The sequence below is a fragment of the Paenibacillus sp. Marseille-Q4541 genome (assembly GCF_018310695.1).
Taxonomy (GTDB): Bacteria; Bacillota; Bacilli; order Paenibacillales; family Paenibacillaceae; genus Paenibacillus.
In genome coordinates, this window is the sequence record NZ_JAGXCY010000016.1 from 17,876 (window position 1) to 32,206 (window position 14,331).

Below are 14,331 nucleotides of genomic sequence, written 5' to 3' on the forward strand. Positions count from 1 at the left end.
CTCTTACCTCCTCTGCTTTGGATCGAAGATTTGATTCAGCCCATCCCCCAGTAAATTAAAGGCAAGCATAGTCAGCGAAATGAAGAAGGCAGGAAAAAAGAGCCGCCACCAATATCCAGATAAAATCGTTGACATTCCATCATTAGCCATCGTTCCCCAGCTCGCAAGCGGGGCAGCAATCCCAAGTCCAAGAAAGCTAAGAAAGGCTTCAGCAAATATAGCGGAAGGAACAGAAAACGTAACTTGAACGATAATGACGCCTAGTGCATTCGGTAATAAATGACGACGGATAATGTTCATGGAGCCTGCACCCAAGGCTTTGGCTGCTAGTACATATTCAGAAGATTTCAGTTGCAGTACCTGCCCTCTTACGATCCGTGCCATCCCGATCCACCCGGTTGCCGTAAGTGCGATAATAATCGTCAGTAGTCCCGGACCCATCACAACCATGAGCAGAATTACAATAAGTAAATAAGGGATACCATAAAGAATATCTACAAATCGCATCATTACATTGTCTATACGACCGCCAAAGTAACCTGCTATACCGCCATACAGAACACCAATGGCAAAGTCGATAAATGCAGCAATTAAACCGACACTAAGTGAGATCTGAGCCCCAAAGATAGTGCGGGCAAATACATCACGTCCCAGATCATCTGTTCCAAACCAGTGCAGTGAGGAGGGCTTCTGGTTTGCACTGAGCAAATCCTGATCGGCATAACCATGTTCTGTAACCAGCGTGCCTAATGTAGCAAAAAGACAAAGAAAAATAATAATGATGAACCCGAGTAAAGCGAGTTTGTTACTATATAGACGTATCCAGCTCTGCCTCCATATAGACAGCTTAGGTCTAACAATGGCTTCTGCATCACTGCTACTTCGTGTTAAGGGGACAAACAAGTGATCCGGTGGCTGAGCCGGTTTAGGAACTTGTCGTATTTGCATCCTCTAAGTCCCCTTTCTGTGAAGTTTAATTCTCGGATCTACCAGTCCATACAGAATATCTACGATAAACATCATAAAAATCAGAAGAGCACTGTAGAAAACCGTCGTCCCCATAATGACTGAATAGTCCCGATTATTAATCCCGTCCACAAAATATTTGCCCATCCCTGGAATGGCGAAAATTTTTTCGATGACAAAACTACCCGTAAGTACGTTTGCCAGCAATACCCCCAGCAGAGTAATGACAGGCAATATCGCATTGCGCAGTGCATGTTTAGTAACAATGACAAAGGGGGGAAGTCCTTTAGAACGGGCTGTATCAATGTAGTCCTGTGTCAGTACTTCAATTAGATTGGCGCGAGTTAAACGGGCAATGGTGGCGATGGGACCTGCAGCAAGGGCGAGAGCTGGCAGAACCATGTGCTTCCACGTCCCCCAGGTAGCTACGGGTAAAAGCTTCCACTCTACCGCCACATATTTAATGAGCAGCGGGGCAAGTACAAAACTAGGAACTGCTACCAAAGTAACTGCAAGGACCATCGCGATGTAATCTATCATTCCGTTCTTGTGAAGGGCTGCGATTGTACCGAGCCCAATTCCTATCAAAATAGAAATTCCGATTGCAGCAATTCCGAGCTGGAAGGATACAGGGAAACCACGTTCAATCATACTATTTACACTATCAGGATAATGAGAGATTGAAGGTCCTAGATCAAATAGGATAAGCGATTTTAAATACTGAAAGTACTGAATATAGAGAGGGTCATCCAAATGGTAGAAAGACATCATATTCTGGATTACATTTGCATTCGCTTCTTTTCCGTCTCGCTCAAATGGAGAACCCGGTACCGAATGCATCAGTAGAAAGGTAATGGTAATAATGAGCCATAAAGTAATCAGCATCGAGATGAACTTACGAAACATATATTGTGCCATGAACGCTACCCCTTTTTATCAGCAGAATGCCGTTCTCATTGCGAGCTCTGTCATCACAAGCATGGCTTGATAAGCTTCCAAAATATCGTCCGCCTGATAGGAAACAATAGGCGCGTATTTTTCCATTCTCGTTCTCGGCATAAGGTGTGCCCATTCAGCTTGTCCATAATTAGCAAACTCAAGGGTAAGGAGTGGCCGCTCTGGGGGAATCAGAGGATGAACTCGATTTCTATTCTCCAGTGCTTCGATCGTCTTCTCCCTTAGTAGCTCACCACTTTTTGCTGGAGTGAGGCACAAGGCAGAAGTTCTCGAAATTTGTTTTTTAACAATAGCCGTCGTGACGTTGGGAATAAGCTCTTCTGCTTCTGCCGCAGTCTCATCGTCCCCTGCCACAAGCAAGATCGGAACCCCATAATGGCCGGCAACAAAAGCGTTAAAACCGAGTTCTCCAACTGCGATCTCATTTATGTACATATTGCGAATGCCAAATATCATCGAATGACTGAGCACACCGGGTCTTGCAGCTCTCGAATGATAACCAAGAAATGCAGCACCCCCAAATGATGAATCCAGCCCTTGTACCATAGAGAATGGTTTCACATCTCCTGTGATCAACTGTGTTTGAGGATAGAGTTCTTCTATAATAAGGTTATTCATTTTGGAATGACTGTCATTCACAATGACTTCTCTCACTCCTTCGCCAAACGCAGTCTCAATGACATGATTGGCTTCTGCCGTCATGATGCGCTGACCCCGGTTATAATTTCGCTTGGAGGAATCAACAAAAGTATCATCAATAAGTCCAGTAACACCTTCCATATCAATTGAAATGTATAATTTCATACGGTGAATCCCCCCTTAATATAAAAACAGCAAACCACAACCTGACATATGTCAACTTTCGTTACAGTCCGTCATGGTTATGATTTGCTGGATTTCATTCATGTTGCATGTACCCCTACAAGATATAGCTGTACATGATAATAAACAAAGCAGCTTATTCAATTGGTGTAGAAGTTGGTTGGTGCTTGTGTAATCCTCTAGCCTGAAGGGCCATGTTGTACTTCTTCAGCGCATCTTTAAAAGCGACAATGATTGCTTTCTGTGAGGAGCCATAGTACCGGGTACGAACCTGTTCCACCACGATTTCCAGATCTAGCATACTCTGTCCGATAAATAACGTTCTTACAAAACGAGAAGTCAAAGGAATGGTCGAAGAACAACCTGCATCGATGATTTTGTGATTCGTAGTATCCACGACAAGTCCGATAAAAAAAGCACTGAACTGCTGAGTAATCGGATTATTCACCGATGTCTGCGCGTCTCCTACGATGTATATCGTATCCTGATCGTAGTCCAATAGCTTGTCCTCCTGTTCAGCTTCAGTGATTGAGCCGTTAGGGATGCTTGAAATGAAAGTTTCCAGCGACCTAATCAGCTTAGCCGAAGATGAATTATGTAATTTATTCTAACAACAAACTAACTTATTTGTAAATATAATTTGTAAAATTGTTTTAAAATGATATTTTATGTAAAATCCAAGGTTCTTTCGTCTGTATATAGGAATGGATAAAAATTCAGAACTTGAGATAATACATATTAATGTCACTTTAATGTCACATAAAAGATTATAACTGATACTTATCGGACACATTTGAAACCCTCAGTAAAAAGGAGTACCCTAGAAGTAGTTTCCATAGAAGTAGTTTCCATCACTAAGGAGGTAATTGAAATGGAAAGTGCATCAGAAGAAGTAAAAGTGGCAGGCTGGAATACCTTACCGCAAGGATGGCTAGAAGCAGAGAGTCCTTTTCATTGGTTCAAGGAGAATCGCGAAGTGTCTCCCGTTATGTTTGATGAACAAAGAAATACATGGGATATTTTTCGTTATGAAGATATCAAGAACTCACTGATGAACTACAAAGCTTTCAGCTCTGAGCTGCTTTCCTTGTCCATCATTGGCATGGACCCTCCTAAGCATAAATTATATCGTTCCATTGTCAGCAAAGCCTTTACTCCAAAAATCGTTGAAGAGATGGCTCCGATGATTGAGCAAGTGACAAACGAATTGCTGGATTCCGTCTTGGAAGAAAAAAAGATGGATTTTATACAAGATTTTGCTTATCCACTACCTGTCATTATTATTTCGGAAATGATGGGTATCCCAAAAGAAGATCGAGATCAGTTCAAATATTGGTCTGACGAATTAATTCGTGGTATTGATATTGAACACGGGGAAAAACCCGAAGATTATAAACAGATGAAAGCGAAGATTTCTCAAGAAATGAGTAAATACTTCATTAATGTGATTGAAGTTAAACGCATACATCCAGGCAACGATCTGGTGAGTGCACTTCTTGCAGCCAAAATAGATGAGCATTCACTGGATTTTTCAGAAATTTTGCAATTCTGTCTCCTGCTTCTGGTGGCTGGTAATGAAACTACGACAAACTTGCTAGGAAATACAATGAAATGTCTGCTAGACATACCTGGACTTCAGCAGCAGCTCCATTCAGAACCAGCACTTATCCCTTCTACTCTGGAAGAAGTACTTCGCTTCCGTTCTCCTATTCAATCGCTTACTCGAATTTGTAAAGAGGATACGGTATTGTCAGGGCAAACGATCAAGGCAGGTGACCATCTTGTACTTTGGCTTGGTTCAGCCAACCGAGATGAGGAGCAGTTTGAGCAGCCAGAGACATTTATTCCGAGTCGCAAACCGAACCAGCATATGGCATTTGGCATGGGTCCGCATTTCTGTCTTGGGGCTCCCTTATCTAGACTTGAAGCGAAGATTGCCTTCGAAATTATTTTCAAACGTATTCCAGTCATTACACCTGCGGATCATTCTACGGCGCAATTTATTAAAGATCCACTCGTTCATGGATTCAAATCCATACCTATTCAATATTAATCGAAAACCTTGACTTTCCTCCTTTCCGAGTTCTTAATAGAGAAGGACAGGAGGCTTTTTACATGACACTTAGGCACGGAATTAAAGCCGAGATTAAAAGCTGGCCGCGCAATATCCAGCTTTTTTTTCTTGCCAATATTCTTTATCAGATGGGTGGTGGGATGTTCTCCGTTCTATATAACCTGTACATTCAAGGTCTCGGGTTCGATCCATCTATGAACGGGAGAGTCATCAGTATTCAGTCTATTGCAACAGCGCTTCTATTTATCCCTATTGGGTTTATGGGAGATAAAATGAGCCGTAAACCCATTCTCATTATCGGCGCTCTTTTTAGTGGAATGACGTTTATGGGACGTTCTTTTGTAGAAGAAGAATCAGGTCTTTTATTTCTTGCTGCTTCGTCCGGTTTATTTGCTTCCTTCTTTCAAGTACTGGCTATTCCATTTCTTGCTGCCAACGTAACCAAAGAAAACAGACTTCGATTGTTTAGTATTCACGCTTCCCTTGTACTTGCAGCTCAAGTTATTGGTAGCTTAGGCGGTGGGGTATTCGCGGACGTATTACAATCAGCTGGAATCAACAACATAGCAAGTTTACAGTATGTACTTTTCTTTGGTGGAATCGCTACTTTTTTAGGGACGTTCCCCCTATTTTTTGTGAAAGAATCATCTATACATAATAAGCAGCCTGCACTGCTTCCTAAAAAGTTAAATAATAGCTCTGCTTCAAACAAACAAAAAAACAATGCAAGAGCCTCCCATTCCGATTGGAAATTTATCAGCCTATTTGTCGTTACTCAGCTACTCATCGGAACAGGTTCAGGCCTTGTCGTTCCTTACTTAAACCTTTACTTTACAGACAGATTTGATGTCAGCCTTAGCCTTATGAGTATACTGATTTCACTTGGTCAGATCATGACGATCGTATCGATGATGATTGGACCTTCACTCGCAAGCAGAGTGGGCCCTGTTAGAGCTGTCGTTATATTTCAGGTTCTGTCCCTGCCGTTCCTTCTATTAACAGGATTTACATACTCGCTCATGATTGCGTCCGTGAGTTTCCTGTTTAGACAAGCTTTAATGAACGCAGCGAATCCCATTTCTTCCTCGATCCTCATTGATCATGTTTCGGAGAAACGAAGGGGGATTGCTAATTCTCTGATGCAAACCGCGTTCATGATCGGATGGGCAACCATGGGTCCTGTTCAATCCTATCTTGTGACCACCTTCGGCAGCTATAAAGGATATGCCATTACATTTACGATTACAGGACTCCTTTATGTAACAGCTTCTGCTTGGTTCTACCTGATGTTCAGAGACAAGCCAAATCATGCGTCACATGATATCAACCTTGGTCCAAGCCCAGTAAAAGAAAAAGCTTAGAACTACAAAAAGCAATGACTAGGATCCTATCTTTCAAGGTCCTGTCATTGTTTTTTTTATTTATTACCTGTCTGTTCAGCGTTAATAAACCGATAAGTCGCTGCGAGGTTATCAGAAATTCGACGGACCACTTTTCTGTCTTTCATATATCCATTATGACAAAACGGATTCCATGAGGTCAGTGGATTGCCGACATTTAGATCAATATCCTCTTTGACAGCTTCCTCATATGCCGGATCAATATCACGTAGCGGATAACCTAAAATGTCATCTTTGTCGTAAAAGTTAACCCACTCTCCATCAAGACCTGGATATAACGCCTCTCCCTCTAAGGAGGGAACGCGGATTGGCTTGCCAAAGTCACGATACCGTAAACTCCAAAGAGGAAGTGTCGTACCGAGAGAATAGAAATGGGTCAGCGTCTCCCCTCTCTCTAGTGGAGAAGTCGTATCAATAATTCCAGGAAAATGCCTTGCCGTAAACTGAAGGTCATAGAAGAAGTTACTTGCGATCACACTACCTAGACTATGTGATACGACGCAGAGAGGAGCAGTTTTACCTATACGCATTGACAAGCTATGGAGTGCATTACTAATGGTTTGATGAACCGCATCATAATTTTGACCGTTCGTATCGACAGGTTGGTAAGCAACAGCATCGGCTAGATAGTACACCAAATATCGTCTTAGTTCTTTATAACGCAGTCCCTTCTTAATCACTAGATCTTGATATATTCGTTCCTCCTCCTTGCCAAATACGTCTGCCCAAAAAACAGGCTCAATATCAATATAAGGTTTGGAAGAGGGCACTTTCATGATTTTGGCAAACGTTTTGTCGAGTTTCTTCATAAACTTCGCTGCGTACTCCTTTTTCTGGAGCCCGAGACCATGGACGACAATAACCCCAATCTTTTGCATCTTGCTCCACTCCTTCCCATCTTTAGCCTTACAAGACAAGATCAACGACTTCATAGCATAGCAGATGAAAATGGGTATATACGTTCCCCTTTATTATATACAAGCCGGATTCTTTTGGAAGCTGCCATAAGTCCTTATTTTTATAAAAAACCCACTTATTTTTTCGCTAATTGGAACAAAAAGCTACAAAGTGAACTTTAGATGTTCAATAGCATAATCGTGCCTGTTACTGTCAGCGTACTCAGAAGTGTCGAAAAAAAGACCGCCTGAGAAGAAAATTCTGGTTCGTTGTCGAACTGGACAGCCAGAATCATACTGCTGAGCGAAGTAGGTACACAAGAAGAAACGATGAGTGCTTTTGCAACCAAACCGTCCAAGCCGAGAAGTATAACCGTAAGTGCCGCTAACAGCGGACCACCAATTAATCTTAGAAAGACCGAGATGGCTACGGTCAAACTACCCTTTTTCACAAACGTCCACTTCATAGCACCGAGTTGTACTCCAAGTGTAAGAAGTGCCATTCCAATAAAGGCAGCATACAGATAATTCAGCGGAATCTGAATCGTATTTGGAAGCTCAACTCCGAGAAAACGAAGTAAAAATGCCAGCGGAATAGCATAAATAACAGGTTGACCCGCAATGGTTCGCAAGATCGCTTTTCTATTCACTTGATGCGCATTCACACTATAAATTCCGTATGTATTCGGTAAAAATGACTGAAGCATAAGAATAATCACCTGAACTCCTAGCGTCAGCGGATTCCCTGAAAAAGCAAGTTCGTTAATAGGCAATCCATAGTTAGCGCTGTTCGCAAACAGAACGCTGTTCCTCATCGCTGCCGGCATGCCTCCTTCTAACCGCAGGAGCTTAATCACAACCCAGCACAAGAGATATTGCATTAACATAAACAGCACAAAAAATGCCATGACCTGACCAAACAATGACATCGAAATATCGGTTGTGTACAGCAAATTAAAAACAACGGCTGGGGACAAAATGTAGAAGTTGATGTTCGATAGCGTTTTTATATCTAAGCCCCTTGTGCGCTGAACTACAAATCCGATCGTCATGACAAGAAAAAGCGGGATTACGTTGTTAAGTAATATAGATAAAAATAAACCCATGCCTGAAAAACCTCCACATTAATACCTAAGATAGGAACGCACAACATCCGATATGAAATATTACATTCAAAAGATGAAACGCCAGTGTATTTCAAAGCGTATGAATCGGGTAATGAATAAAAAGTGTCAATGAAAGGGTGCATACTACTTATGATAAAAAAGCTAATTGACAAAATGCTCCGCTCTTCCGATCGTAGTAAAGAAAAAAGGCACTACAGCAGCTCAGCTAAGAAGTATTCCAAACGTTATAGCAGTTCTCATCACGCGCCTAGATACCGAGGATCTTCTTCTGATTACAAATCCAAGCATGGAAAACAAGGACACGGTTATTATAAAAGTAGAAAATACAGTTCAAGCTAGACCAGATCACACTCTCCCTCTACAACAGAGGGATTTTTTTATGGAAACGAACTGGTTTAACGCTTCCCTCAGTTCCTCAGAACTGTGATATGGTTCTTCTATTCCAAAAAGTCGTTCAATAATAAGTTTTAAATCATCGCTCAGGCCAAGTTCTTCCTGCCAGCTCCGCTCCGTTTGACTCATATGAAGATCCAGGCTTGTTGTCGTTTCCGGTGCTTCATAAGTGGAATACAGCATAAATAACATGAAGTGCCCTATATCATACAGATCGGAATGCTCATTCGCCTTCTTTCCTGCACTGCTTCTACTCTCCGTGGTTCGCCTTGAAAATAAAGAAGATCGGGGTAGAGGTTCTTCCCCCAACCGGCGCGCCAGACCAAAATCTATCAGCAGTAATCTTCCCTCATTAAAAAGTACGTTCGGAATTCGCAGATCAAGATGGACGTAACCTTGACGGTGGACGTATTCTACAAGATCCAGCAGTTGAAGTGTCATCTGCACGGTTTGTATTTCTTGATACTGCACTCCCTGTCCAAAGATCAGGTCTTCCAGCGTATCTCCTTCCATATAAGACATGACAAGATAGCTGTTGCCTTTTTCCCGAAAAAAATCGATAAAAGCTGGAATTCCCTGATGCTGCAGCATCTTAATAATTTCAGCTTCCTGAAGGAGAAGTTTCACTGCGTAGCTACCTTTACTGGGTCTCGCTTGTTTCACAGCTACCGTTTTGGCTACCGTCTGATCTAGACACTTGTATGTAATACCGTAACTTCCTTCGCCTAGCACCTCTTGCACTACATAGCGTTGACCTAAACGTGTTCCTTCCTCCGCAGGATCATCTCGCCAGGCAGAAATGAAAGAACGAATGGAAGTAATAAGACGCAACAAAAATCCCCTCCTCTATGTAACTCCATTTCCTCTTCGCGCTTTTTCCATGTTCATCATTATAGCACGTTTGTAAAGGCTTACTGCGGTAAGCGTAAACAAATAGATAATAAAAAAAGCCTGCGGGCAAACCTTATTCAAAGGCTACGCGCAGACTTTTTTTTAGAGCGGTAATGTACTTTCTCTTCTAGCAAAATCAACGAATTGAAATTTATCCAGACGGTGTCTAGATTCCGTATATTGAAACAGGGTTGTATCTTCCAGATGGACATAGCCGCGAACCACAACGACATGCGTGTCATTACCAATATCCATATACTCGTGATCCATGCTCGTGGCACGTTCTACAGAAATCACCTTTTTAGCATAGCTGATTTTGAGGTTCAGTTCGTGCTCTAAGTATTCATATATAGATTCTTCTGTGATTTCTTTTGACAGGTAAGGGACTATGGAAGCAAGCAAGTAGTCAATGTCCAGAATAATCCGTTCTCCATCGATTTCCCTAGCTCGCACGACCTTCCATACCTTAGTATCAGCAGAAATCTGAAGCTGCTTCGCAACTGGCTTTCCTGCCTCCCTACATTCCGTTACATACACGAAGGTATTGCTCTGCTTTCCCATCCGTTCTGTCATTTCCTTATAACTGATCAGACCGCTGACTGGAAAATTAAAACGATCACGTTCAAGAACGAAAGATCCTTTTCCTTTCACTTTATGGATATATCCATTCTGAGCCAGCAAATTTAATCCTTTACGGACCGTTTCTCGCGTAATTTGATAATTTTGCGCTAATTCATGTTCTGACGGCAACTTGCTGCCTGGCGCAAGCGTTCCTGTATCAATCTTTTCCGCGAAATCTTTATACAGAGTTACAAAAATATTATTCGTCATCTTCATATCACCAACCGTATTGTAACACGTTTTTCATGAAATGATTACATGCTAGGTGACTTTAAACCTATTTCAATCAAATGATACCTTGAGGATTGGTGTTGATACTCGAACGGTACCGTTTGCTAGTTCTGTAACCCTTGGCGTTCCGTCCTGACCATCTGGAATAATGATCGGTGTTATCACAGGTAAACCTGCTTGCTCAATTGCTTCTTTATCAAACTCAAGTAACAATTGTCCCTTGTTCACGCTCATACCGGATTCAACATGTGTAGTAAACCCTTCACCTTTCAGTGAGACCGTATTCACTCCGACATGAATTAATACTTGCAGCCCTTCGGTATCACTAATAATGATGGCATGTTTACTCTTGATCACATGCTCTACCTTCCCATCAAATGGAGCATATACCTTCCCTTCGGAAGGAATGATCGCAAGCCCTTCACCCATCTGTTTCTGTGCAAAAGCGGGATCAGGAACTTCAGATAAGGAAACCACGGTACCACTTAGCGGAGCTGCGATGGTCATTTCGCTTCGTTTTGGTTCATTTATGACCACGGGATCCTGCTTTACATTTACATCGCCTGCTGCGCTGACTTCATTTGCTTCTTTTGTTGCTGCCTGTTCATTCTTCACTATCACATCAGACGAAGCTTTCATAGACGTAACATGTTGACGAGACATTCTCATTTTGCCAAACAACAGTGTACCTGTAAAAGGAATAATGAGCACGATTGCCATTCCAATGAAGAAGATGCCCCATTGATTAGGAAAGATCGATAGAAATCCTGGGATACCGCCTACTCCAATGGAGGAAGCAAGTACATTATTGACTGCAAGCAAGATCCCCGCAATCCCCGAACCGATCATCCCAAAAATAAATGGATAGCGATAGCGCACGTTCACCCCAAAGATCGCAGGTTCCGTGACACCAAGGAAAGCTGAAATTGAGGAAGTTACGGCAAGTCCTTTTGCTTTTTGCTCTTTATGAATAAACATCATAGCCAAAGCAGCAGCACCTTGCGCAATGTTAGATAAAGCTAGCATTGGCCATAAGAAGGTTCCACCTTGACTTCCAATCAACTGAATATCTACGGCCAGAAACGTGTGATGCATCCCAGTAATAACAAGTAAGGAATACAAACCACCATAGATCAAACCACCGAGTGCAGAGAACGAGCTAAAGATACTAATCAGACCATTCGTAAGCAGATTACCTAGTGCAAAAGTAATCGGTCCGACTACCGTAAAGGCCAAGAAACCGGTTACGAGAAGAGCTACAGGAGCCACCACAAGAAGTTTAATCGAATCATGAACCCTCTTGTTCAAGAATCCTTCGATTTTAGCTAAAATGTAAGCGGAGACAAGAACGGGCAGCACCTGACCTTGATATCCGATTTTCTCTACTTCGAATCCGAATAAATTCCATACAGGAACCGTTCCCGCAAGTGATGCATCCGCATATTGATAAGCGCTGAGTAGATCGGGATTTACTAAAATGAGACCTAGTACGATACCTAGCAGCGGACTTCCGCCAAATTGTCTGACCGCTGACCATCCAATAAGTACAGGTAGAAACGCAAATGCTGTACTTGCAATGAGATTAATGATGGACGCTACATCAGCCCACTGCGGATACACTTCTATCAAAGACTGTCCTTCATAGAAAATGCCAGGTCCCGTCAAAATGTTGTTAACCCCGAGGAGCAAACCTGCCATAACGATTGCTGGAAGGATCGGGATAAAAATATCCGCGAGCATTTTTATCGCACGCTGGAGCGGATTTTGTTTCTTGCTCGCAATCGCCTTAACGTCATCTTTCGACGCCTCGGCTCCCCCTGTTAGTTTCATCATTTCATCATATACCTGATCAACGAGGCCAGGACCAATGACGACTTGGAATTGACCCTGTGAAGAGAAATGCCCCTTCACGAGGTCATTCTCTTCCAGAGCTGCAGCATCTACTTTGCTCTCATCAGCGAGTGCAAAACGGAGTCTCGTTACACAGTGAGTAGCGGCTTCTATATTTTGCTTGCCACCAACGGCCTGTATAATTCGTTCCACTTGGTTTTGATCTATTTTAGACATGGCGTTCACTCCCTTAATTGTTAGTAGTATCTCCCACATTTGAAATTAGCCACATATAAGATGCATAAGGTGTTAACTCAATACTTGAGGTTAGCGCCTTCTTCTCTGCCGTATTTGACAGTAAGAGCGTTGCATCTTTATCAGAAAGATGATTTGCGACAAACCCTTCTGGCAATTCAAAAGGTACGGTCTTGTCGCTAAAATTCGAAATCACGATAAGTGTCTCTTCTTCATTCCTTCTTGCATAAGCAAAAACTTCAGGATGAGCGTGATCAAGACGAGTAAACGTCCCATCTGTAATGACCTTAATTTCTTTACGGAGCTCAATAAGCTTGCGGTAATGATGATAGATTGAATCCGGTTGTTCCACTTGTTGCTTCGCGTTTATTTCCTTATAGCGTTCATCAATCTTAATCCAAGGTGTTCCACTCGTAAATCCAGCTTGAATGCCATCATCCCAAAGCATCGGCGTCCGTGAATTATCCCGTGATCTAACCTTTACAATGCGGGATGCTTCCTCCGGCGATTTACCGCCTTCCATCAGAATTTGATACATATTAAGCGACTCAATATCTCGGAATTCCGACATATCATTCCATACTGGGTCCGGCATACCGATCTCTTCTCCCTGATAAATATACGGGGTACCTTGCATACCATGGAGTGTTGTAGCCAACATTTTAGCACTCTCATTCCGGTACTCCTTATCATTCGTAAATCGGGTAAGAGCCCTTGGCTGATCATGATTGTTCCAGAATAGAGCATTCCAACCGCCGCCTTGCTGCATACCGGTCTGCCAATGAGACAATACCTTTTTTAATTCTTCAAAGTCATACGGCTTCAATTCCCACTTCTGCCCATTCGGATAATCAACCTTCAGATGATGAAAATTAAACGTCATCGAAAACTCGTTCTCTTTCGGATTGGAATATCGAATGCATTGTTCAAGTGTTGTCGAAGACATTTCCCCTACTGTTACAAGATGATAAGGTCTAAATACCTTCTCATTCAGTTCCTTAATATATTCATGTACACGTGGACCATCTGTATAAAATTTGCGACCATCTCCTGGAGCAACAGATCCATCATCATTTGGAAAACTTTGGTCTTTGGATATCAGATTAATAACGTCCATTCTGAATCCGCTTACACCTTTTTCAGCCCAATATGTCAAAATATCAATGACTTCCTGTCTTACTTTTTCATTTTCCCAATTCAGGTCCGCTTGTGTCTTATCAAAAAGGGTCAGATAATACTGCTTCGTACCTTCATCATATTGCCATGCTGAACCGCCAAACTTTGATTGCCAGTTATTCGGTGGTCCTCCATCTGGAGCAGGGTCTTTCCATATATAGTAATCCCGGTATAGGTTATCACGTGATGAACGTGCTTCCTTAAACCACTGATGTTCCGTTGAGGAATGATTCACCACGATATCAATCATCAGATGCATCTCTCTGGCTTTCAGTTGCTGAATTAATTCGTCCATATCTTCCATTGTCCCAAAAGCAGGATCAATGCTGCGGTAATCTGCAACATCGTAACCGTTATCATTTTGGGGCGATACATAAACAGGCTGCAGCCAAACCATATCAATCCCAAGACCTTTAATATAGTCGAGCTTCTCAATTAAACCTTTAATATCGCCTGTTCCCTTACCCGTAGTATCACGAAAGCTTTTTGGATATACCTGATAGATCGCTGAGGTCTTCCACCACTCAGAACAATTTAAGTTTCGTGCATCCATTGTGTCAGCCCCTCCTTGCCTTATTTGATTCTTATTATAATCTTGTATATACAGGATTGATATGGTTTCATCATAAACATGTATATACATGTTGTCAATATCTAATTAAACGAGTTGTAATAAAATTAAACAATAAAAA

Annotated in this window: 13 protein-coding genes; 3 read left to right on the forward strand and 10 right to left on the reverse strand. The window is 42.1% G+C overall.

The window, feature by feature from the left end:
- Positions 1-3: 3 nt before the first annotated feature.
- The 4 genes from KFT32_RS16115 to KFT32_RS16130 all read right to left on the reverse strand — a co-directional run bounded on the left by KFT32_RS16115 (position 4) and on the right by KFT32_RS16130 (position 3,244).
- Positions 4-948, reverse strand: a complete 945-nt coding sequence (locus tag KFT32_RS16115) for an ABC transporter permease (protein ID WP_211748256.1) — start codon at positions 946-948, stop codon at positions 4-6.
- 3 nt (positions 949-951) lie between these two features.
- Positions 952-1,884: an ABC transporter permease gene (locus tag KFT32_RS16120; RefSeq protein WP_211748257.1), complete on the reverse strand. Its 933-nt coding sequence runs from the start codon at positions 1,882-1,884 to the stop codon at positions 952-954.
- A gap of 18 nt (positions 1,885-1,902) precedes the next feature.
- Positions 1,903-2,727, reverse strand: coding sequence for a M55 family metallopeptidase (locus KFT32_RS16125; RefSeq protein ID WP_211748258.1), 825 nt, complete (start codon positions 2,725-2,727; stop codon positions 1,903-1,905).
- Positions 2,728-2,881: 154 nt separating this feature from the next.
- Entirely contained in the window at positions 2,882-3,244 is a 363-nt protein-coding gene (locus KFT32_RS16130) for a DUF3870 domain-containing protein (protein WP_211748259.1), read from the reverse strand.
- Between the two features lie 372 nt (positions 3,245-3,616).
- On the opposite strand from KFT32_RS16130, the gene KFT32_RS16135 reads away from it, so the two are divergent.
- Together KFT32_RS16135 and KFT32_RS16140 are read left to right on the forward strand one after the other, a co-directional pair.
- Positions 3,617-4,798 (forward strand): cytochrome P450, encoded by a 1,182-nt coding sequence (locus tag KFT32_RS16135; protein WP_211748260.1) that lies wholly within the window; start codon positions 3,617-3,619, stop codon positions 4,796-4,798.
- Between the two features lie 62 nt (positions 4,799-4,860).
- Complete coding sequence (locus KFT32_RS16140) at positions 4,861-6,180, forward strand: MFS transporter (RefSeq protein ID WP_211748261.1); 1,320 nt, start codon at positions 4,861-4,863, stop codon at positions 6,178-6,180.
- A 56-nt stretch (positions 6,181-6,236) separates the two neighbouring features.
- On the opposite strand, the gene KFT32_RS16145 is transcribed toward KFT32_RS16140, so the two are convergent.
- Together KFT32_RS16145 and KFT32_RS16150 are read right to left on the reverse strand one after the other, a co-directional pair.
- Positions 6,237-7,097, reverse strand: a complete 861-nt coding sequence (locus KFT32_RS16145) for a chemotaxis protein (protein ID WP_211748262.1) — start codon at positions 7,095-7,097, stop codon at positions 6,237-6,239.
- A gap of 197 nt (positions 7,098-7,294) precedes the next feature.
- Complete coding sequence (locus tag KFT32_RS16150; RefSeq protein WP_211748263.1) at positions 7,295-8,221, reverse strand: AEC family transporter; 927 nt, start codon at positions 8,219-8,221, stop codon at positions 7,295-7,297.
- 150 nt (positions 8,222-8,371) lie between these two features.
- On the opposite strand from KFT32_RS16150, the gene KFT32_RS16155 reads away from it, so the two are divergent.
- Positions 8,372-8,581, forward strand: coding sequence for a hypothetical protein (locus KFT32_RS16155; RefSeq protein ID WP_211748264.1), 210 nt, complete (start codon positions 8,372-8,374; stop codon positions 8,579-8,581).
- A 6-nt stretch (positions 8,582-8,587) separates the two neighbouring features.
- Here KFT32_RS16155 and KFT32_RS16160 read toward each other — a convergent pair whose 3' ends face one another.
- The 4 genes from KFT32_RS16160 to treC all read right to left on the reverse strand — a co-directional run bounded on the left by KFT32_RS16160 (position 8,588) and on the right by treC (position 14,192).
- Positions 8,588-9,469 (reverse strand): serine/threonine protein kinase, encoded by an 882-nt coding sequence (locus tag KFT32_RS16160; protein WP_249435927.1) that lies wholly within the window; start codon positions 9,467-9,469, stop codon positions 8,588-8,590.
- 159 nt (positions 9,470-9,628) lie between these two features.
- On the reverse strand, positions 9,629-10,357 hold the full coding sequence (gene treR, locus KFT32_RS16165; RefSeq protein ID WP_211748265.1) for a trehalose operon repressor: 729 nt from the start codon (positions 10,355-10,357) through the stop codon (positions 9,629-9,631).
- Between the two features lie 72 nt (positions 10,358-10,429).
- Complete coding sequence (gene treP / locus KFT32_RS16170) at positions 10,430-12,445, reverse strand: PTS system trehalose-specific EIIBC component (protein WP_211748266.1); 2,016 nt, start codon at positions 12,443-12,445, stop codon at positions 10,430-10,432.
- A gap of 13 nt (positions 12,446-12,458) precedes the next feature.
- Positions 12,459-14,192 (reverse strand): alpha,alpha-phosphotrehalase, encoded by a 1,734-nt coding sequence (treC, locus tag KFT32_RS16175; RefSeq protein ID WP_211748267.1) that lies wholly within the window; start codon positions 14,190-14,192, stop codon positions 12,459-12,461.
- Positions 14,193-14,331: the final 139 nt, after the last annotated feature.

Coding starts and splice junctions, on each gene's coding strand:
- KFT32_RS16115 (WP_211748256.1), bottom strand. CDS start 948: ATGCAAATACGACAAGTTCCTAAACCGGCTCAGCCACCGGATCACTTG.
- KFT32_RS16125 (WP_211748258.1), bottom strand. CDS start 2,727: ATGAAATTATACATTTCAATTGATATGGAAGGTGTTACTGGACTTATT.
- treR (WP_211748265.1), bottom strand. CDS start 10,357: ATGACGAATAATATTTTTGTAACTCTGTATAAAGATTTCGCGGAAAAG.
- KFT32_RS16155 (WP_211748264.1), top strand. CDS start 8,372: ATGATAAAAAAGCTAATTGACAAAATGCTCCGCTCTTCCGATCGTAGT.
- KFT32_RS16150 (WP_211748263.1), bottom strand. CDS start 8,221: ATGGGTTTATTTTTATCTATATTACTTAACAACGTAATCCCGCTTTTT.
- KFT32_RS16140 (WP_211748261.1), top strand. CDS start 4,861: ATGACACTTAGGCACGGAATTAAAGCCGAGATTAAAAGCTGGCCGCGC.
- KFT32_RS16135 (WP_211748260.1), top strand. CDS start 3,617: ATGGAAAGTGCATCAGAAGAAGTAAAAGTGGCAGGCTGGAATACCTTA.
- treC (WP_211748267.1), bottom strand. CDS start 14,192: ATGGATGCACGAAACTTAAATTGTTCTGAGTGGTGGAAGACCTCAGCG.
- KFT32_RS16145 (WP_211748262.1), bottom strand. CDS start 7,097: ATGCAAAAGATTGGGGTTATTGTCGTCCATGGTCTCGGGCTCCAGAAA.
- KFT32_RS16120 (WP_211748257.1), bottom strand. CDS start 1,884: ATGGCACAATATATGTTTCGTAAGTTCATCTCGATGCTGATTACTTTA.
- treP (WP_211748266.1), bottom strand. CDS start 12,445: ATGTCTAAAATAGATCAAAACCAAGTGGAACGAATTATACAGGCCGTT.